This window comes from Sorangium sp. So ce302, assembly GCF_051530145.1.
Lineage (GTDB): Bacteria > Myxococcota_A > Polyangia > Polyangiales > Polyangiaceae > Sorangium > Sorangium cellulosum_B.
The window spans coordinates 12,420,408-12,439,867 of the sequence record NZ_CP150326.1 but is presented as its reverse complement, the minus strand read 5'-3'; the positions used below and the strand labels follow the sequence as shown (position 1 = coordinate 12,439,867).

General features: G+C 72.0%; 13 protein-coding genes. 8 read left to right on the top strand and 5 right to left on the bottom strand.

Annotated features, from left to right (window positions below):
* The first annotated feature begins 229 nt into the window (after positions 1-229).
* Entirely contained in the window at positions 230-640 is a 411-nt protein-coding gene (locus tag WME73_RS47035) for a hypothetical protein (protein WP_437913862.1), read from the top strand.
* Positions 641-1,231: 591 nt separating this feature from the next.
* On the top strand, positions 1,232-2,278 hold the full coding sequence (gene purM, locus WME73_RS47030) for a phosphoribosylformylglycinamidine cyclo-ligase (protein WP_437547396.1): 1,047 nt from the start codon (positions 1,232-1,234) through the stop codon (positions 2,276-2,278).
* An 81-nt stretch (positions 2,279-2,359) separates the two neighbouring features.
* Here purM and WME73_RS47025 read toward each other — a convergent pair whose 3' ends face one another.
* Together WME73_RS47025 and WME73_RS47020 are read right to left on the bottom strand one after the other, a co-directional pair.
* Positions 2,360-5,920, bottom strand: a complete 3,561-nt coding sequence (locus WME73_RS47025) for a protein kinase domain-containing protein (RefSeq protein WP_437913861.1) — start codon at positions 5,918-5,920, stop codon at positions 2,360-2,362.
* A gap of 192 nt (positions 5,921-6,112) precedes the next feature.
* Positions 6,113-6,937, bottom strand: coding sequence for a hypothetical protein (locus tag WME73_RS47020; protein ID WP_437742814.1), 825 nt, complete (start codon positions 6,935-6,937; stop codon positions 6,113-6,115).
* A 658-nt stretch (positions 6,938-7,595) separates the two neighbouring features.
* On the opposite strand from WME73_RS47020, the gene purN reads away from it, so the two are divergent.
* Together purN and WME73_RS47010 are read left to right on the top strand one after the other, a co-directional pair.
* The gene (gene purN, locus WME73_RS47015) at positions 7,596-8,309 is read left to right on the top strand and encodes a phosphoribosylglycinamide formyltransferase (protein ID WP_437742813.1); all 714 of its coding nucleotides are present in this window, start codon (positions 7,596-7,598) and stop codon (positions 8,307-8,309) included.
* Positions 8,306-9,931 carry an NAD(P)-binding protein gene (locus WME73_RS47010; protein WP_437742812.1) on the top strand — a complete coding sequence of 542 codons (1,626 nt, stop codon included), beginning with the start codon at positions 8,306-8,308 and terminating at the stop codon, positions 9,929-9,931. The genes purN and WME73_RS47010 overlap by 4 nt, the downstream gene beginning before the upstream one ends.
* 269 nt (positions 9,932-10,200) lie before the next feature.
* Here the strand turns inward: WME73_RS47010 and WME73_RS47005 are convergent, their stop codons facing one another.
* The gene (locus tag WME73_RS47005; protein ID WP_437913860.1) at positions 10,201-10,995 is read right to left on the bottom strand and encodes an ABC transporter ATP-binding protein; all 795 of its coding nucleotides are present in this window, start codon (positions 10,993-10,995) and stop codon (positions 10,201-10,203) included.
* A 327-nt stretch (positions 10,996-11,322) separates the two neighbouring features.
* Between WME73_RS47005 and WME73_RS47000 the strand changes: the two genes are divergently transcribed.
* Entirely contained in the window at positions 11,323-12,768 is a 1,446-nt protein-coding gene (locus tag WME73_RS47000) for a cellulose binding domain-containing protein (protein WP_437913859.1), read from the top strand.
* A 290-nt stretch (positions 12,769-13,058) separates the two neighbouring features.
* Positions 13,059-14,423 carry a hypothetical protein gene (locus WME73_RS46995; protein ID WP_437913858.1) on the top strand — a complete coding sequence of 455 codons (1,365 nt, stop codon included), beginning with the start codon at positions 13,059-13,061 and terminating at the stop codon, positions 14,421-14,423.
* Between the two features lie 8 nt (positions 14,424-14,431).
* On the opposite strand, the gene WME73_RS46990 is transcribed toward WME73_RS46995, so the two are convergent.
* The gene (locus tag WME73_RS46990; RefSeq protein ID WP_437913857.1) at positions 14,432-15,454 is read right to left on the bottom strand and encodes an aminoglycoside phosphotransferase family protein; all 1,023 of its coding nucleotides are present in this window, start codon (positions 15,452-15,454) and stop codon (positions 14,432-14,434) included.
* 174 nt (positions 15,455-15,628) lie between these two features.
* Entirely contained in the window at positions 15,629-15,916 is a 288-nt protein-coding gene (locus WME73_RS46985; protein ID WP_437913856.1) for a hypothetical protein, read from the bottom strand.
* 125 nt (positions 15,917-16,041) lie between these two features.
* Between WME73_RS46985 and WME73_RS46980 the strand changes: the two genes are divergently transcribed.
* Positions 16,042-17,892 carry a DUF2169 family type VI secretion system accessory protein gene (locus WME73_RS46980; protein WP_437913855.1) on the top strand — a complete coding sequence of 617 codons (1,851 nt, stop codon included), beginning with the start codon at positions 16,042-16,044 and terminating at the stop codon, positions 17,890-17,892.
* Positions 17,893-18,007: 115 nt separating this feature from the next.
* Positions 18,008-19,456: a type VI secretion system Vgr family protein gene (locus WME73_RS46975; protein ID WP_437913854.1), complete on the top strand. Its 1,449-nt coding sequence runs from the start codon at positions 18,008-18,010 to the stop codon at positions 19,454-19,456.
* The last annotated feature ends 4 nt before the right edge of the window (positions 19,457-19,460 follow it).

The window sequence follows — 19,460 nt, the reverse complement described above, 5'->3', positions numbered from 1 at the left end:
GCTCGCGGAGGGGCCGCCAGAACACCGGCCTCTCCGCGAGCAAGCTGGAAGGAATTCGGCGGCCCTGTATTCAACCTGGCTTGGAGGCTCGGGATCGTTCGGGCGAACTGGTTCGGCAAGGCATCCTTCGCACGCCATGAAAAAAAACTGATAGGACCCAACAGTTTATTCAATCGAAATCCGCCCTACAGAACGGCTCAATCCAGGCGTTAGCCAGGCCGCTACACCAATGCAAAAGAGGTCACTGCAAGCCATCGATTTCGACAATTTTAGCGAACGAATGAACTCCGAATCTGACAGGGCCTGCGCGGTACTTGGCGCCGCGCTGCTCGATGCCAAGCTGGAGACGCTGTTGCACCGGCACTTTCGAAGCTTCCACGAAGAGCTCCTTGGCGCAAGCCGCCCTATCGGGTCCTTTAGCACGCGGATTCAATTGGCAAACGCACTGGCGCTTGTCCGCGACGATGCCCGCGCAGACCTGGACACCATCCGCCTCATTCGAAACAAATTTGCCCACAGCTTCGATTACGAGCTCGGCGTCGACGACCAGTCCATCACAGATCGTTGCACAAGCCTAGAACAGCCAAGGCTTACATTGACGGCTTTGACCTCGCCGCGGCCGCTCCGCGCCGCAAGTTGAGTGCCATGGCAATCCACGCAATACGTGATCGTTTCAGGGCTCCTCGCTGGCGGTATCAGCTCTCGGTTGAATTCTTGGCACAGTACTTGGACGAGATCGCGACGGGCACTCCAAACTATGCGGGTTCGGACCTGCTTGCCGAGGTTCGGGCCCTCAGCGCGAACACCGGGTTGAAGTAGGGGCGCAAGGGAGTGTTCAACCGCCGGCCGTCACAGAAGCGGCGCAGGAAGCCCCCTCGTCGTGTGATGCTGGCGAACCTGGCTTTGCAGCCTCCTGGCCCCTTACCGCCTGATCACCGTCGCGACCCGTGCCCTCCCCGACCATGGCCACCGTCTCCGCGCCAAGGATGAACGCGCCCGGATTCATGCCAGGAATCACGGGGATGCTCGGGACCGGGGCCGCGTGCGCGATGCCGGCCACCGCCGAGAAGCGTTGCACGCGACGTACAGCGGCCCACCATCCTCCCCGCACTGCCCAGCCAGCCGGCCGTCCTGGCGGGGCTGCTCAGCAGAGACGAGCCGGGCGACCCCGAAAGCCGCCCCGAGAGCGAGCCCGCTTCCCTTTGCCGCCGAGGTGTGGGATGCGCCTGCCATGAGCGTCACGTACCGGGAAGCCGGGGTCGATATCGATGCAGGGGACGCGCTCGTCGAGCGCATCAAGCGGCTCGCGAAGCCGACGCGCATCCCCGAGGTGCTCGCCGACGTGGGCGGCTTCGCCGGGCTGTGCGCCCTGCCGGGCGGGCTGTCCGAGCCGGTGCTGGTCAGCGGCACGGACGGGGTCGGCACCAAGCTGAAGGTGGCGTTCGCGACGGGCGTCCACGACACCGTCGGCATTGATCTCGTCGCGATGTGCGTGAACGACGTGCTGACCGTGGGCGCGCGGCCGCTGTTCTTCCTCGACTACTTCGCGACAGGCAAGCTCGACGTCGACGTGGGCGAGGCCGTGGTCCGCGGCATCGCCGAGGGCTGCAAGCAGGCCGGCTGCGCGCTGATCGGCGGCGAGACGGCCGAGCTGCCGGGCATGTACGCGGACGGCGAGTACGACCTCGCCGGGTTCGCCGTTGGCGTCGTCGAGCGGTCGCGCATCCTCGACGGCAAGCGGATCGCGGCCGGCGATGCGGTCATCGGCGTGGCGTCGAGCGGGCTGCACTCGAACGGCTTCTCGCTCGCGCGACGCGTGCTCGAGAAGGAGATGGGCCTCACGATGAGCGACCGCGTGGCCGATCTCGGCGGCACCGTGGGCGAGGCGCTGCTGACGCCGACCCGGATCTACGCCCGCGCGATCACGGCGCTCCTCGCGGCCTGCGGCGACGCGGTCCGGGGCCTGTCGCACATCACGGGCGGCGGCCTGCCGGGGAACCTGCCGCGCGTGCTGCCGGACGGGCTGGGCGCGCGGCTCGACCTCCGCTCCTACCAGCGGCCGGCGGTGTTCCAGGTGCTCCAGCGCGGCGGCCCCGTGGAGGAGGCCGAGATGCGGCGCACGTTCAACCTCGGCGTCGGCCTGGTCGCGGTCGTGGAGAAGGGCGCCGCGGACCGGGCCATCGAGGCGTTCGCCAAGAGCGGCGAGCAGGCCTGGGTGCTCGGCGAGGTCGTGTCGGTCGGCGACGTGCCGTTCGAGGAGCGCGTGCTGTTCGGATGAGCGGGCCGGCGAGGGCGAGGGCGATGCGCGGCGCGCGGGCCGGGATGCGCCGAGCGACCGCGCGGGCCGCGCGGCGCGAGCTCAGCCGCCTTCGAGCCGCGATCGCAGGTTCTTGATCGCCTCGTCGATCGCCCGGCTCTTCTTGTAACAGGGCCTCACCGTCGTCTCGAGCACGACGAGGGTGCGCTCGTCGCCTTCGGAGACGGCGCGCTCGAGGAACGGGAGCTTCTCGCCGCACGTGGCGTCGCGCAGCTCGAAGGAGATCCGGACCGCGGGGGTCCCGCGGGCCGCGATGTCCGGATCGCGGAGCAGCTTCGCGGCCCGGGTGGCCGGCGTGGAGCGGCCGCGGGTCTCGACGATCTCGTAGAGCACGTCGATGCCCGCCGTCCCGAAGCGGCTCGAGAGCGCCTCGAAGACCTTGTCGGCGTGCTGCTCGCCCGTCTTCGCGATGGCGATGGCGACGTTGCGCGCCGCGATCGCGAGCGCGCGCTCGCGGAGCGCCGTCGGATCGCGCTCCGCGAGCTGTTGGATCGCGTCGGAGGCCTTCACCCACCGGCGCGCCCTGACAGCGTCGGTGAGCGCCTTCCGGGCCGCTTCATCGGGCGGGGGTTCGGCCGGCGCGTCGGGCGCCGCCGGCACAGCGGCCTCGGGCGCCTGCGCCGTGGGCGCGGGCGTCTCGGGGACGGCGGCGACGTCGGCCGGGGTCGGCTCGCTCGTGGCGAGCGCGCTCGCGGGAGGCCTCGCGGGGCCGAGCTGGGGCTCCGGCTCGGGCGGGGCGCGCCCACCGCCGGCGAGCGCCGCGATGACGGCCGCCGCGAGGATGCCGCCGCCCAGGTACGGGGCCAGCCGGCCCACGCGGCCGCCGAGGCCTTCGTGGCCCAGCCGCGACGCGCGAGCTTCCCGGGCTTCGCGCTTTCTCCTGGCCTTCTCCTCGCGCTCGCGCGCGGCGCGCTCTGCCTCCTCGGCGAGCTTCCGCCTGGCCTCTTCCTCGCGCTCGCGGGCGACGCGCTCTGCCTCGGCGGCCTCCAGCTCCCGCAGCAGCGTCGGGGCGAAGGCTGGCCGCGAGCCGCTCATCCGCTCGGACGTCGGCTCCGAGACGGGCGCCGCATCCTCTGCGGGCGGCTCGTCCGGCGGTGGGGACGCGGACGCCACGGGAGCCGGCTCGTTCTGCGGCGGCTGCGCCTTCACGGACGGCGCGGGCGACGGCGACGGCTCCACGCCGGCCGCTGACGGCGGCTTCGATGACGCCGGCCTCGCGACGGATGCCGGCTCCACAGCGGATGCGGACAGCGGCTCCGATGACGCACGCTCCGCCGCTGGCGACGACGGCGGCTTCGATGACGCACGCTCCGCTGACGGCGGCTTCGATGTCTCACGCTCCGCCGCTGGCGACGACGGCGGCTTCGACGATGCACGCTCCGCTGACGGCGGCTTCGACGATGCACGCTCCGTTGACGGCGGCTTCGATGTCTCACGCTCCGCCGTTGGCGACGACGGCGGCTTCGATGTCTCACGCTCCGCCGTTGGCGACGACGGCGGCTTCGATGTCTCACGCTCCGCCGTTGGCGACGACGGCGGCTTCGATGTCTCACGCTCCGCCGACGGCGGCTGCGACGACTCACGCTCCGCCGTTGGCGACGACGGCGGCTTCGATGACGCCGGCTCCGCAGCCGACGGCGATGGCTCCTCCATCCCCGACGGCGACGGCTTGTTCGATGAGGGCTCGGCCGCACGGCGCTCCGCCTTGCTCGACGACAGCAATAGGTCGTCCAGCGACAGCCGCAGGGAGCCCAGCCCCGCTGCCTCCGTCGCCCCAGGCGCTTCGACGGACCGCTCCGCCTCGCTCGGCGACCGAGGCAGCACCTCCGGCGACGGCGGCATCGACATCAGCGACGCCCACTCCTTCAGCTCCGGCGACTCCTGCGACCGCGCCGGCGCCTCGGACAGCGGTGACGACGCGTGCGGAGGACGCTGGTCATCGGCCTCGGCAGGAGCGCCACCGCCGGCGGCCTCGCGCGCGAAAGCGGCCTGCGCGATGAGCGCCGCGCCGCCCACCGTCGTCGGGCGCGCGTCGTCCGGCACGCTCGAGTCGTCGGCCGCGGAGGCAGCGTCAGCCCTGGCGACCTCCTGCGCGAAGGCGACCTGCGCCATGAACGCGGCGCCGCCCACCGCGGTCGGCCGCGAGTCCCGCGTCATCTCGGCGACGAGGGTCGGCGTGTTGCGCACCGGCGTCGGGCGCGAGTGGCTGAGGGCGTCTTCCTCGTCCTCGTCGCCGTCCACCGCCGACGCCACCGCCTCTGCCGGCTCGGCGCCGCCCGTTCGACCCTCCGAAAGCTCGCCCGACGCGCGCGCGCTCTCCGCCTCCTTCGCGCTCGCGCCGCTCCCGGCCGGCTCACCTGCCGCCCGGTCCGCGGCAGGCGCCAGCGCGTCCGCGACATCGTTGAACGAGACGAGGCACGAATCGCCAAGGACAATCGCCGAGGAGCCGCCGGCGCTCGCGTCGGGCGCGCCCGACGGCGCGCTGGGCACGGGCGGCCGGTTGCTTGGCGCGCTGGGCACGGGCGGCCGGTTGCTCGGCACGCGCGCCGCGTCCGCGATCGCGGGCACCGACGTCATCTCCGCCCTCGAGGACATCTCCCCCCTCGACGACATCTCCGCCCTCGGCTCGTGCACCGCGATCCCCGACGCGGCGCACGCGTCGTCGAGCGCCGCGATCAGCTCCGCCGCGGTCTCGAAGCGGGCGCGCGGATTCTTCTCTAGGAGGAGCCGCACGACCGCCTCGAGGGCAGGCGGGACCACGACGCCGGGCGAGTGCGCGGCGATCGCCGGCACGGGCGCGCTCCGCTGCTGGTTGAAGAGCTCGACCGGATCCTTGGCGAGGAACGGGTGCTTGCCGGCCAGCATCTCGTAGAAGATCAGGCCCAGGGCGTAGAGATCCGCGCGCTCGTCGACGAAATCCATCCCGAGCGCCGACTCCGGGGCGAGGTAGGCGATGGTCCCGAAGATCACGCCGGCCGTGGTGAGCCGGACCGGGAGCGAGTCGGCCCCCGCCCGCGCGGACTCCGGCGACGCGACGGACCGGCGCAGCTGATCGACGCTCACCTTCGCGAGGCCGAAGTCGATGAGCTTCACGAGATCGCCCTGCGGCTCGACGACCATCACGTTGCGCGGCTTCACGTCGCGGTGGACGATGCCCATCGCGTGGGTCGCGTCGAGCGCGGCCGCGAGCTGCCTGGCGATCAGGGCGGCGCGCGCGGCGGGCACCGGCCCCCGCCGGATGATCTCGTGGAGCGTCGTGCCACGCACGTACTCGAGGACCAGGAAGAACGAGCCGTCCTCCGCCTCGCCGAAATCGGTCGCGGTCGCGACGTTCCGGTGCTGGATGTGGGCGCCGGCGATGGCCTCGCGCTCGAAGCGCTGCACGAGCTCGGGGAGCCGCTCGGTGTCGGGGTGCAGGATCTTGATCGCGACGCGCTTGTGCATGTGCACGTGCTCGCCGCGGTAGACCGCGCCCATGCCGCCCATCGCGATGACCTCGTCGATGCGGTAGCGCTTCGAGATCACCCGCCCGAGGTAGGACCTCGCCCGGTGCTTCGCGGCCTCGTCGGCGGTAAGGGGCGGCTGGGGCGGGCGTTCCGACATCGTGGCGGCGCCACCCTACCCCGAGCGGCGCGGCATTGGTAGGTCGCCGGACCGCTCGGGGCGGCTCAGAGGGCGACGATGCGCCACGAGACGCCGGATGGCCTGCGCCGCTGCGTGCAGCACTTCAACGACGCCGTCCGTGAGCGGAGGTACACGCTTCGCGTGCAGACGCCGCAACGGGGCTCGGTCAACCTACCTGACGCAGCTCGCGCGGCCTTGGATCCGGCTCCTCGTCGTCCATACGCTGAGAAATTGGGCCTGTAGCTCCTGGTTCCGCCAGATGGTGATGCTGTGGTCATCCTGGTTGTTGCTGCTGAACTCGCCCGCGACGCGCGTCAGCATGCATTGCGTGTCGAAGTCGACCACCGGCGTCAGCATTTCGTAGGTCGGGTCGTCTTCTGCGGGGACACCGAACTCGTCCGTGAGCTCCAATTGAGTGGTTATCGACGAGACGGTGATGCAGCGCGCCCTGGCGTGTACCCCTGTGCTGCTCGAGACGCCGCTCAGGATCCAGTGGCCGAAAACCCGAAGCACCGACACGCTCTCGCTCATGCCGTTGAAATCTCCGCCCATCCGTGTGAGGAAGCACGCCCGCGGAAGGCCGGCAGACGTCGTATCCAACCCGAGATCGACGCCGGCATCGCCTTGCGACCACGAAAATTCGGCCGTTCTGCCGAGGGTCGAAGAGACACAGGTGGCCAGGGCGCGGGCGCTTCCGTGCGTGTTGTTTCCGTGGAGATACCATCGCCCACCCGAGATGTAAGCGTGCACCCATTCGTTGCCTGACTCGAAGTCCCCCATGATCCCTGTCAGAAAGCAGGTCCTGTTCGAGGCGCCGCCCATGTCCACCGGCCCGCTGCCAGCCTGCCAGACGCCCCCGCTCACCCAACCCAGGGGCTGCTCGGCAACGCTGGTCTCCTCGCTGTCATCTTCTTCCTCGCCAGCCCCCGCGACACACCCGCTGGCGCCGATCGCAACGAGGGCCAAGAGCCCGTTCATCAAGAGTTCTTTGACCATCTGTCTACCCTCCAAGCAATGAGAAGCTCGTGCGTGGCGAGCCAGCTCGGTCGAGCAAGGCGCATGCCGCCTTGTGAGCGTTCGCTTCCGTGACGGCCATGGACGGAGACGCGGTGGATAGCTACCGAAGCGGAGGGGCGGCACACGACGGGGGCGGTCGGACGGCGCGCCGGCACAGCAGGTTCAGGCCGAAATGGGCAGCTCATGGCGCGCCGGGCCAAAGAGCTCGACGGTACCGCCAGACGCGTGACCGTGACATGTCACGATCGAGGGCGTGACATGTCACGGTCGCTGTCGCGCTTTCACCGTGACATGTCACGCGAAGACCGCTCGAGAGCGATCGTCGCGATCGGGTGACCAGGGCGCGCCCCCGGAAGCATCGCTCTCCAGACAACGCCGACGTCTTCGCGAACAACGGAGTGTCGAGGGGCGCAGGTCGCGAGGCCGAGCTCGGGCGGCCGAGGCGACGCGGCGGATCCGCGCCCGCCGTCCCGCCCGAGCCCTCGCGCCCTGCCTGCTCGCGCGATGGCCCGGCGCGTCACGCGGCGCGCGCTCGGCGGACGTGGAAACGGGCCGTGCGGCGCGATCGCCGGACCCGGGCGGCCGCTTCCGCCCCGGATCTCTCCCGCGCCCGCCTCCGCCGTAGTATCTGCCCCCCATGCCCCCCCTCGATCTCGGCGTCCTCGTCTCTGGCCGCGGCTCGAACCTCCAGGCGATCCTGGACGCGATCGCCGCCGGCCACCTCGACGCCCGCGTGCGGCTCGTCCTGTCCAACCGGCCCGACGTGGAGGGCCTCGCGCGCGCCGAGCGCGCCGGGGTCCCCACGCGCGTCGTCGCGCACCGGGACTTCGCCGATCGCGACAGCTTCGACGCCGCCGTCGTCGACGCCCTCCGCGAGGCGGGCGCGACCTGGGTCGTCCTCGCGGGCTTCATGCGCCTGCTCACGACGACCTTCCTCGACGCCTTCCCGCACCGGGTCGTGAACATCCACCCGTCGCTCCTGCCCTCCTTCCCCGGCGTCGACGCCCAGCAGCAGGCGATCGATCACGGCGTGCGCGTCACCGGCTGCACCGTCCACCTCGTGGACGCCGGCACCGACACCGGGCCCATCCTCGCGCAGGCCGCCGTCCCCGTGCTCGACGGGGACGACCGCGACGCGCTCGCCGCGCGCATCCTCGTCCAGGAGCACGCCCTGCTCGTCCGCGCGCTCTCGTGGATCGCCGAGGGGCGCCTCCAGATCGCGCCGCCTGACGTGCCGGGCGGGCGAGCGCGCGCGACGCTCGCCGGCGTCGCGACCGCGCTCGGGCTCGCCCAGGGCGGCCCTGCGCGGGACAACGTCGGGGAAGTCGGAGAAGTCGGGGAAGGGGCGTGATCCACAAGCACTACGACGTCATCGTCCTCGGCCGGTCCATCGGCGCGCTCACGGCCGCGGCGCTCCTCGCGCGCCGCGACTTCACCGTGATGGTCGTCGGGCACGGCGAGCGCCCGCCCACCTACCGCCTCGACCAGCACGTCCTCCGCCGGCGCGCCTTCACGATGCTCGCCGAGCCCTCGCCCGCGTGGCGTCGCTTCCTCGTCGAGCTCGCCCAGTCGCAGACCTGGAAGCGCCGCATCGTCCCGGCCATGCCCATGCTGCAGGCCGTCGCGCCGCGCCGGCGCCTCGACGTGCCGCCCGACATGGTCCTCTTCGGCCGCGAGATCGACCGCGAGTTCCCCGAGCTCCGGCGGGTCGTCGACGAGCTCTACGCCGAGCTCGCCCACGTCAACGGCGCCGCGGACGACGCCTTCTCGCACGACGCCCTCTGGCCGCCGGGCACTTTCTGGGAGCGGCGCGAGACCGCGCGCTACGCCGGCATGCTCCCGTACGCGCGCGCCGAGCCTGACGCCGACCTGCTCGTCGAGTTCCCGCGCGGCCACCTGTTCCGCTCGATCGTCACGCAGTCCGTCCTCTTCGCCACGGACCTCTCGGCGCTCCCGCCTCCCTTCGCGGTCGCGCGCCTGCACGGGGCGTGGACGCGCGGGCTGATGATGCTGCCGCGCGGCGAGGAGGAGCTCGAGGAGTTCCTCGTCGAGCGCATCCTCGCCCACGGCGGCCGCTGCCTGCTCGACGAGCGCGCCGCGTCGGTCCACGTCCGCAGGGGCACCGCCGCGGGGGTCGTGCTCGACGGCGACGATCACCCGAACGGCAGCAGCTTCGTCATCACCGACATGGACGGCGAGACGCTCGCGAGCCTCTCCGGCGGCGAGGGCATCCACAAGCGCGCGCTGCGCGAGTGGCCGCGGATCACCTCCTCGGTCGGCCGCTTCGTCGTGTCGCTCGTCGTGCGCCGCGAGGGCTTGCCCGAGCCGCTCGGCCCCGAGGCCCTGCTGTTTCCCTTCCCGTCCGCGTCGGCGGGCCGCTCGCCCGCGCCGCCGCGCGTGTCGAGCGACGGCGCCTCCGGGGGCCGGCCGAGCCCGCCGCGGCAGACGCGGCCGACAGGACCCGGGCGCCCCGTGGTCCACCTCCAGCGCTGCGATCTGCCGGCTCCCTCGACCGACACGCTGCTCGTGGCGGAGATCCTGCTGCCCGATCGGGGCCCACTGTCGCTGCTCGAGGCGCGCCAGGCGGTGCTCGACGCGCTCACGGCCGAGCTCCCCTTCCTCGAGCGCCACCTCGTGCTCGTCGACTCGGTGCACGACGGGCTGCCCGTGTGGCTCTACGACGGCCAGCGCCGCCGCCTCATCGAGCGCGCCGCGCTGAAGGGCGCCGCTCCGGGCGCCGAGCCGATGGTGCGGCAGCTCGAGGTCGATCCGCCCGGCTACCTCGGGCTCGCGGGCGAGCCGATCCGCGGGCCGATCGAGCGCACGCTGCTCGTCGGCCGGAGCGTGCTGCCCGGCCTCGGCCAGGAGGGCCAGCTGCTCGCCGCCTGGGGCGCCGCCCGGCTCGTGACCCGGACCGACCGGCGCAAGGAGCGGATGCGGCGGGACATGTGGAGCAAGGTGGAGATCGGGTAGCGGGCGGGGGGGCGGACCTCGCCGGGCTGCCCGGCCCCCAGAGAGGGTGTTCTCGGCGCGGGGTGGGGGCCCCGCCGAACTCGCCTGAAACACGAGCCCCCCGGCGTTGCCGGATGGCTCGTGTTTCAGGCTCAAACATCGGCCCATCCCCCACCCCGCGCCGAGAACACCCTCTCTGGGGGCCTACCGTTTTCTGATCTCTCCACTGCGCAGAGGACGAACCGTGCGTGTTGCGAAGCGGGTGAGACGTGAGGGCGAGACTCCGTGTCTCAGAGAGACCGGGGGAATACCTGGAAGAACCCGCCGCGCTCGACCACGGTGAGCGGCACGTCGAACAGGCGCGACAGGTTGTCGTCGGTCAGCACCGCGCGCTTCGGGCCATCGGCGAAGACGCGGCCTCTCCGCAGCAGGACGACCCGCCCGATCTCCGGCGGGATCTCCTGCACATGGTGCGTCACCAGGATCAGCGTCTTGCCCTGCCGCGCGAGGCGCCTGAGCAGCTCGATGAGCTCGAACGCGGCCTTCAGATCGAGGCTCGTCGTCGGCTCGTCGAACACCAGCGCCTCCGGGTCGTGCACGAGGGCCCGCCCGAGCAAACAGCGCCGCTGCTCGCCGGCGGACATCTCCGCGATGGGCTTGTCGCCGAGGTGCGCGACGCCGAGGTCGCGGAGCACCTCCTCGGCGCGCCGGCGCTGCGCGGCCGTCGGCGGCTCGTGCTCGTGCAGCCCGGCGCTCGCGAAGAAGCCGGAGAGCACCACGTCGGAGCCCCGCACACCCCGGGGATAGGCCATCTGCAGCTCGTACGACACGAGCCCAAGCCTGCGCCGCAGCGCGGACACCTCCCACCTTTCGCGACCGAGTATCCGCACATGCGAGCCTTCGCGGTGGACCGGATAGATTTCCCGTGAGAGCAGCCTCAGCAGGGTCGACTTCCCGGCGCCGTTGGGCCCGAGGATCGCGGTGTTCGCGCCCTGCTCGATGCGCAGCGACAGCCCCTCGAAGACACGCGTGTCGCCGCGGAAGACCTCGGCGTCCTCGATCTCGATGAGCGCGGGCGCGCTCATCGCTTCACTCCACATTCCTGGCTCATCGGGCGCAGATTACCCGCTTGTCAGCGTACCGCACCGAGAAATCAGGGCGTTCGCGGTGGATCGTCCGTGCCCCGGTTCGGTGATCCACTCCATCGGCCCGCTCTCCATCTCTCGCGGACAGGCACCGTTGGAATGTGCCCGTGAACCGGCGTTCTCCGCTCTGGAGAGACGATGGCCCGGCCGTTGCAACGCTCTCCAAACCTTCCTTTCAACAAGCGCCCCGTGCCAAGCCGATGCTGGCACTCGGGAGTGGAAAAATCCGATGCGGCGCGGAGCCGCTCGGTCACTTGGAGATTGACAATGACGAAGATCAAGGGTTCGCTTTTCGGTGCTGGGGCAGCTGCGTGCCTGCTCGCCGCTCTCGGCGGGTGCATCGTTGCCGCGGACGATGGTTCCAGCTCCGAAGAGGACGAGATTTTCGCCGATGAGGCCGCGGCGGCCGCGGCGGCATCGCAGATGCGCTTCGGCGTCGCTCCGCAGTGGAGCCAGACCTGGTCACCGCCCCAGTCCGGACCCGCCAACGTCGATGTGGTCGCCGTCGGGGACTGGTTGCAATCTGGCGGCTTCACCAGCACACATAAGACCAAGCTTACGCAGATCGTCAACGCGGGGAAGACCCCCTACTTCTTCGGCTACATCGCCACGGACATGACGAAGAAGGGGCTCGGGTCCGAGAACGACTGCGACGGCAACAGCGGCGCACCGCTGTGCCAGAAGGGCGCGGCGTACGTGCGCGCCAACATCGCCTCGATGGCGAGCGCCTACCAGAAGGCGGCGGCAGGGATCAACGGGGCCCTCGGAGGGCGCGAGGCGCTGATCCACATCGAGCCGGACTGGTACCAGTTCTCGCAGACGGCGCAGCAGAACGCGCTCACGGAGAACGAGTCCGACAGCTACATCAACCAGATCCTCGGCGCCATCAAGTCGGGCTGCCCCTCATGCAAGGTGGTCATCGACTTCAGCCCGTGGTTCAGCCCGTCGGCAACCAAGTGGGCGTCGTCGGTCGGCGACTTCTACGACGGCTGGGATCGCAGCGTGGTCAAGTACGTCGGCCTCACGGGCAAGCAATTCCCGTTCACCACGGGCAAGATCGACAACTTCACCTACAAGGAGATCACCACCGCGCTCAGCCTGCCGCTCGTCATCGTGGACGCGTACACGTTCGGCGGCGGCCCGATCAACGTCGACTCCACCTGGCTCAACGAGAGCAACGTCGCCAAGGCCGTCGACATGGGCGTCGCGATCGTCATGCTCTCTCAGACGGGCGACGTCGCCGGCTATGACAGCTTCATCGCCCGGGTGAAGGGCAGCAGCAGCTCGAGCTCCAGCAGCACCACATCCAGCAGCTCCAGCAGCTCCAGCACCTCCGGCAGCGGTGGCGGCGGCGGCGGCACCACCACGTCCTCGTCGAGCAGCAGCAGCAGCAGCACCGGCAGCGGCGGCAGCGGCGGGAGCAACCCCGGGACCGGCGTGCGCGTGGAGGGCGGCAACATCACCGTCAGCATCACCCCCAACTCGACGTGGACGGGCGGCTACTGCAACAACGTCAAGCTGACGAAGACCGACAGCGGCGAGACCACGTGGAAGCTCTACGTGCCCTCGAACGGCGCGACGCTCCGTGACTTCTGGAACACCAGCGCCGTCAAGCAAGGCACCGACTTCGTGTTCACCGGCGTGAGCTGGAACGCGAAGATCAGGCCTGGAACGAGCGTCGAGTTCGGGTACTGCGCGAACGGCACGCGTTGAGCTCCAGTCGACTGGCGCCGCGCCAGCCGAGGAGGCCAGACAGCCCCCGGCGGCGCGGCGCGCCGGCCCGCAGGATCGGCCGAACGACACGGGAAGAGCCCATCTCGGGGCTCCCCGCGCGGCCTCCGCGCCCGGTCGCGCTCGCCCGCGGCCCGCGCCCTCTGGTACCGTGGGCGCCCCGTGCCCTCTGCCCCGCAGCGCTCCCCCTTCGCCGGCGATAGCCCGGTCGACCCCCTCCACGCCGCCGCGCTCCCTCCTCGCCGGGCGCGCCGTCCGGTCCGGGGAGCCGCATGGCGCTGAGGCTCCGGGTCACCTGGCGCAATGCGGGCAGCCCGCTTCTGCCCGACGCGCTCGCCGACGTGCAGGCGACGGCCGACGACGCGCCGCTGCCGCTCGCCGGCTCGGACCCGGGGCGGCGCGAGTTCGTGATCCCCGCCGGGGCGTCGCGCGTCGCGCTCAGCGCGCGCTTCTCGGCGGCGTTCGACGCCTTCGAGGACGTCCCCGCCCTGGAGGAAGAGGTCCTGTCGGTCGAGCAGGCGTTCGACGTGGCGAGCGGCGGGACGGCGCTCAGCCCCGCCCCTGACCCGGCGTTCGGGCAGGCTCACCCGCTCGTCGACGTGCAATCGGCGCCCGGCCTCGCGCTCGCCCAGATCAGGACGGATTTCGTCGATATCACCCCGTTCTGGATGGCCTACGCCGGGTATGCGGACGAGTACCGGCGCGAGCACCGGCCCGGGACCGAGCTCGTGGCCCTCGGCGCCACCGCGGGAGATCCGAAGATCTGGTTCGCGAGCATCCCGGAGGCCTGCAAGGCGCCGCCGGACGGCGGGATCTCGGCCCTCGTGTTCTACCGGCCGGAAGGGTACGCCTATACCCGGGTCGACCAGCGCCACGAGATGTTCGGGCTGAATCGATACCTGCTCACGCCCGACCCGTCTCCCGGCGCGTCGTTCTGGGCGCGCGACGTGTTCGAGCGCGATCCGCGCGACCAGTCCCGCTGGGTCTATGTCCGCTGCGGCTTCGAGGAGGCGCTCGCCGCGAGCGGCAGGGCGGTGGTCATGCTGCACCCGTGGCCGAGCGGGGCGAGCTTCGGCGCCGCCACGACAGCGAGCCTGCCCGGCCTCGCCGAGGCGGCGCTCCGCTTCCTCTGCGGCGCGCGGAAGATCGGGTTCGGGCAGGGCGGGCCGCGGCTCGGGAAGCTCGGCCTCGCGGGCTTCAGCGCCGGCGGACTGGCCCTGTGGCAGGCGCTCGCGGCCAACAAGGACCGCGTGAGCGAGGTGTTCGCGTTCGACGCCCGCGGCATCGCCAAGAACGAGGCCTTGCTCGTGCGCTGGCTCGGCGGCGACGCCTCGCGCCGCCTGCGGATGACCGGCGGCCACCAGCTCGACGCGAACGCCGCCCTCCAGCAGAAGCTCCCCGGCCCTTCCAAGGAAGCGCGCCTGACCCGCCTGCCGCCCGACAAGAGCGGCTATCTCCCCGGGGCGAACCCGCGCTGGGATCACGTGTGCTCCTCGCTCGAGGCGAGCGAGAAAGATACCTATCTGAACGCCGACTGGGTATGGCACCAGTTCGCGATGTTCGGGGGCTTCCCGGAGGCTGGAGAGCAAGCCGCCGTCACGTTCCTCCAGCGCTTTCTGGAGGAGTCGGAGCTCTGAGCCGTCTCTCACCACGCGATGAGCCGCGCCAGCACCCGCATGTCCTCGTCGTCGCCCATCCTCGCGAGCGCGCCGCGCGCCCTCGCGAGCGCGGGCTCGACGTAACGCAGGTACGTCGGATCCACGCCGATGCGGTCGAGAAAGACGAAGCGGCCGGCGTCCTTCAGCTTGCGCTGGACCGTGAGCACATCGAACTCCCGGCCGAGCGCGTCGCGCGCCGGCCGATCGAGCGAGGCGGCGGCCGCATAGTCGTCCAGCCGGGCCTCGACGAAGGAGCGATCCAGATCCTGGGCGCTGTCGTTGAGGAGCGCCGCGAGATCGTAGGCGCGCGGGCCGAGGAGGGCGTCCTGGAAGTCGAGCCAGGCGATCTCGAGGCCCCCGCCCGCCGCGTCCACGACCATGAGGTTCTGGCTCTGGTAATCGCGGTGAACGAAGCCCCGCGGCCACGCGGCGATGCGCCGGGCGAGGCGCTCCGAGACGGCGTCGAGCTCGGCCCGCGCGGCGTCGCCCAGCCGGAGCCCGCGCGCGTCGAGCGCCCACGCGCGGAAATGGTCGAGCTCCCAGCGCAGGAGCGTCTCGTCGAGCGCGCACGAGTCGACGATCGAGCCGCTCGGGAGCGCCGCGAGCGCCCGCTGCGCCCGGGCGAGATCGCGCGCGGCCAGCGCGTAGACCTCGGCGCGGCGGGCGGGCGCGCGCTCGACGAAGGCCGAGAGCGTCGCGTCCCCGAGATCCTCCAGGAGGAGCAGGCCGTGCTCGCAATCCTCGGCGAGCAGCGCTGGCACCCGGACGCCGCGCTCCCGGAGGAGCGCTTGCACCTCCAGGAACGGCCACCGCGGGGGAGCGGCGCCGACCGCGACGCCGTCGGCCCCCGCGCTCGGCGCGAACATCGCGACCGCCGTCCCGGCCGGCGTCACGACGCGCAGATAGCGCCGGCACGACACGCCCCCGCGCAGCGGGACCATCGACGACGGGACATGGCCCGTGGCCCGCTGGACGAGCCGGAGCAGGGCATCGGTGTCGAGCTCGCGCACTCCCTTTCCTACGCCGGTGGACGGCGCGGACGCCAGGGTTACGCCAGGGTTGTCACGACATCACCCCACGCCGCGCTGCGGCCGTCACGCCTGGGCGCCTGTCCCCGTCAGCGCCTCGGCGCCTGTCCCCTCGACACCTCGACGCCTGTCCCGGCGGCGGAGCGAGCCAGACGCTCAGCAGGCGCCGGCGCAGCCGTCGGCGCTGTTGAACCAGAGACCGCCCGAGTCCTCGCACGCGCTGCGGTCGTACCTGCCAGAGCAGCAGCGCTCCTGGCTCTCGCACACCTTCGCGGCGCCCTCGCCGCTCCGGAAGCAGCACTTCCGGCTCTCGGGCGTCTCGGGCGCGGCGGCGGGATCCTCGGGCGCGGCGGGCTCCCCGGGCGCGGTCGCCTTCTCGATGACCACCGGCACCGCGGGCGCGACGAGCGTCGCCACCGTGTCGCAGCCAAACGAGGCAATCATGACGAGGAGGGCGAGCGCCGATCCCAGCGCACGAGCGTTTCCAGCCGGCTTCATGATCGCCGTGGGTGGCATGGGCGCAGTGCGGCGGCAAGTTCGTGACGAGAGCCGTGCTATAACGCCGCGGAATGGCGAACGGTGCGGAGAAGGGCGCGGCGAAGAGCGCGATGAACCGTGGGACGAACGGCGCGACCGGGCCCGTGAGGGTCACGCCGCTGAACGGCGCAGCCGCCGCCGCCGTCGCATGGCGCAGCCGGGGCGAGCTCCACATCACCGTCATCGTCAAGGCCACCTTCGCCTTCGCGGCGGACGCGGAGATGCCCAGGGTCGAGCCGCAGCAGGTCGTCCACGGGGAGGTCCATCACGGCAACAACCCTGGGCGGAGCGTCCGGCTCACGAGCGATCTGGCGCCGCACCTGGAGCGCGCCGACGTGCTCTTTACCGGCCACGCCCACGCGCCGCCGCCCGGCGCGCCCGTGCACGACTTGTCCGTGCGACTCGCGATCTCCGATGAGGACGGGCCCCTCCTCGACAAGGAGCTCCTGGTCAAGGACAGGGCCGGGTTCCAGCGGATGCCGCTCGTGTACGAGCGGGCGCTCCGCGGCGAGAACGACCAGGAGAACTTCCTCGGCGTGCAGGGGACGGGCGACGCGTCCGAGCCCGCGGCGAACATCGTCGATCCCCTCCAGCCGGCGCGCGCGGCCGGCTTCGGGCCCATCGCGCGCGCCTGGCCCGCGCGCAGGCGGCTGCTCGGGGCCACGCCCCGCAAGGCGCTCGACGCCGCCATCGCCGAGATCCCCGATCCCTTCGAGTGGGCCTATTACCAGGCGGCGCCCCCCGATCAGCGGACGCGTTACCTGCGCGGCGGCGAGTGGATCGAGCTCCACGGGCTCCACCCCACGCTGCCGCGCCTCCGGATGCGGCTGCCAGAGGCGCGCGGCCGAGCGCGCGTCCACGGCCTCTCGGCCTTCGGCGTGGGCGAGGGCCACCCGCTCGAGCTGAACGCGGACATTCTGCGCATCGACGGCGACGAGCAGCGCTGCACCCTCGTCTTCCGGGGCAGCCTGGTCGTCCCCGACGAGGCCGCCCTCGCGGCGGCCACCCTCGTGGCGGGGGTCGAGCTCCCCGGCGAGCCGCTCGAGTGGCCCGAGCTGCCGGCGGAGCAAGGCGCCGCGGGCGGACTCGCGCGAGGCCGCGCGCGCGGCGTCGACCATGACCACGACCACGACGGCGGCCTGGGGGAGACCCAGGCTGATCCGGGCGCCGGGGCGCGCACGCTGAGCCTCGCGGACGTCGGCGTGGCGGCGGCTGCCCTGGCCTCGGCGGCGGCGACGCCGTTCCGCCCCGGGTCGGCTCCCGGCGACGTCGCCGGGCCGGCCGCGGGCGCGCCCGGGCCGCGGATCGACACCGGGACCCTCTCGATCTCCTCGGTGGAAGAAGGCCCGGAGGGGTCTCCCGCCACGACGCTGGCCCTGCTGCCCGAGCAGGACGCCGAGGCGACGGACCAGCCGGCGCTCCCGTTCCAGCCGGCGCCCCCGGGCGCGGCGCTGCCTGCCTCGATGATCGCCCGGGAGCCGGTCGCGGCGGAGGAGCGCGCGGGCTCAGGCACGCTCGCCCTCTCGCTGGACGAAGACTGGACGCCGGCCGCCGGCGCGCCCGGCCCCTCCGGCGCCTCCGAGGAGGGCGCGCTCGCGGCCTCGTCGGCTCGCGTGGAAGCGGCGGAGACCGCGGCCGCGCCGCTCCCCGAGCTGGAGCGGGCCGCGCCGCCGCCGGAGCCGGAGCCCGCGCTGCAGGAGCCCCCGCCGCCGCCGAGGCCGGTGCTCAGCGCCTCGCCGGCGCGCTCCCCCGAGCCGGACGAGCCGCCGCCGGCCCCGCCGCCCCGACGGCCGCCGCCTCCACCGCCGGAGCGCCCGGCGCTGCCGACCCCTTCCCCTTCGTTGAGGAGGAGCCTTTACGAACGCTTCGATCGCAAACGGTAGCTCGCGCAAACGGTAGCTCGCCGAGCGCACCTCGACGAGCGCGAGGGGCGCCCGCGCGCGAGGCGCCCCGAGGCAGGAGATCTTCTCCCACGGCACGAAGGATGGAGCTGCGACGATGACCACCCGATCCGATTCACTAGACATTCGACTCGAGCTCTCCGGCTTCTCGTCCGAGCTCCTCCAGGTGAACAGGCTGTCCGGGCGCGAGGCGATCTCTCAGCTCTTCACGTTCGACGTCGAGGTGGCCTGTCCGAGCGACGCCGGGGTCGACGGACAGACCTTCACGGGCGAGAGCGTCGCGATCGTCTTCGAGCAGGACGGGGTCGAGCTGCGGCGCGTCCACGGGATGATCGCGGAGGTCCACGACCTCCTCGGGAACCTGCGCGATTACCGCGCGTACCGGCTGCACATCGTCCCGCGCGCCTTCCGGCTGACGCTGGTCGAGACCACCGAGATCTCGATGAACAAGGCGGTGCCGGACCTCATCCAGCAGAAGCTCGAGCTCGTGGGCCTGAGCGGGAGCGACGTGGAGCTCAGGCTTTCGGGCACCTACCCGCCGCGGGAGTTCACGGTACAGTACCAGGAGACCGATCTCGCCTTCATCAGCCGCCTGGCCGAGCACGCCGGGATCAGCTTCTTCTTCGAGCACCAGGACGGGCAGGACACGATGGTCTTCACCGACGGCGGTGGGTTCAACCCCGCGGCCGGCGCCGAGTCCGTCCATTTCCGCGAGCGCGGCGAGACGCGGGACGTCTTCGAGCTCGAGGCGAGATCGCGGCTCGTGCCGAGCGTGTATGTGGCCCGCGACTACAACTACCGGCAACCGATGCTCGATCTGACGTCGGAGCACGTCCTCTCGACCGGGTATGCGGGCGGCATCGTCGAGTACGGCGGCCATTACAAGACGCCGGCGGAGGGGAAGGCGCTGGCGCAGGTCCGGGCCGAGGAGCGGCAGGCGACGCAGCTCGTGTATGCGGGCAGGAGCTCGGTGTGCGCGATCGGCGCGGGCGGGCGCTCGGTGCTGGAAGGGCACCCGAGCCTGGAGTCGCTCGAGCTGCTCTTCGTCGAGGTGGAGCACCGCGCGTCGCAGGCGGCCGGCGGCCAGGGCGGCGGCGACGAGCCGCGGCGCTACGTGAACACCTTCCGCGCGATCCCGGGCAAGAACACGTACCGGCCGCCGCGCGTCACGCCGACGCCCCGGATCGGCGGCGTCGTCACGGGGATCGTCGACGCCGGGCCGGGGGGCGGGGGCAACGACGCGCAGATCGACGATCAGGGCAGGTACATGGTCCGGTTCCTGTTCGATACGGGGGCTGCCGGCGGCGTGTCGTCCAGGCCGGTGCGCATGCTCCAGAACCACGCTGGAGCGAACTACGGCACGCATTTCCCGCTCAAGCCGGGGACCGAGGTGCTCATCGCCTTCGTGAACGGCGACCCGGATCGGCCGGTCATCGTGGGCGCCGCGCCCAACCCGCTGACGCCCTCTCCGGTCAACAGCGCGAACCGGTCGACTCACCGGATCAAGACGCAGGGAGGCATCGTCTTCGATCTCGTGGACGAGTGAGCCG

Coding starts and splice junctions, on each gene's coding strand:
- WME73_RS47035 (WP_437913862.1), top strand. CDS start 230: ATGCAAAAGAGGTCACTGCAAGCCATCGATTTCGACAATTTTAGCGAA.
- purM (WP_437547396.1), top strand. CDS start 1,232: ATGAGCGTCACGTACCGGGAAGCCGGGGTCGATATCGATGCAGGGGAC.
- WME73_RS47025 (WP_437913861.1), bottom strand. CDS start 5,920: ATGTCGGAACGCCCGCCCCAGCCGCCCCTTACCGCCGACGAGGCCGCG.
- WME73_RS47020 (WP_437742814.1), bottom strand. CDS start 6,937: ATGGTCAAAGAACTCTTGATGAACGGGCTCTTGGCCCTCGTTGCGATC.
- purN (WP_437742813.1), top strand. CDS start 7,596: ATGCCCCCCCTCGATCTCGGCGTCCTCGTCTCTGGCCGCGGCTCGAAC.
- WME73_RS47005 (WP_437913860.1), bottom strand. CDS start 10,995: ATGAGCGCGCCCGCGCTCATCGAGATCGAGGACGCCGAGGTCTTCCGC.
- WME73_RS47000 (WP_437913859.1), top strand. CDS start 11,323: ATGACGAAGATCAAGGGTTCGCTTTTCGGTGCTGGGGCAGCTGCGTGC.
- WME73_RS46995 (WP_437913858.1), top strand. CDS start 13,059: ATGGCGCTGAGGCTCCGGGTCACCTGGCGCAATGCGGGCAGCCCGCTT.
- WME73_RS46985 (WP_437913856.1), bottom strand. CDS start 15,916: ATGATTGCCTCGTTTGGCTGCGACACGGTGGCGACGCTCGTCGCGCCC.
- WME73_RS46980 (WP_437913855.1), top strand. CDS start 16,042: ATGGCGAACGGTGCGGAGAAGGGCGCGGCGAAGAGCGCGATGAACCGT.
- WME73_RS46975 (WP_437913854.1), top strand. CDS start 18,008: ATGACCACCCGATCCGATTCACTAGACATTCGACTCGAGCTCTCCGGC.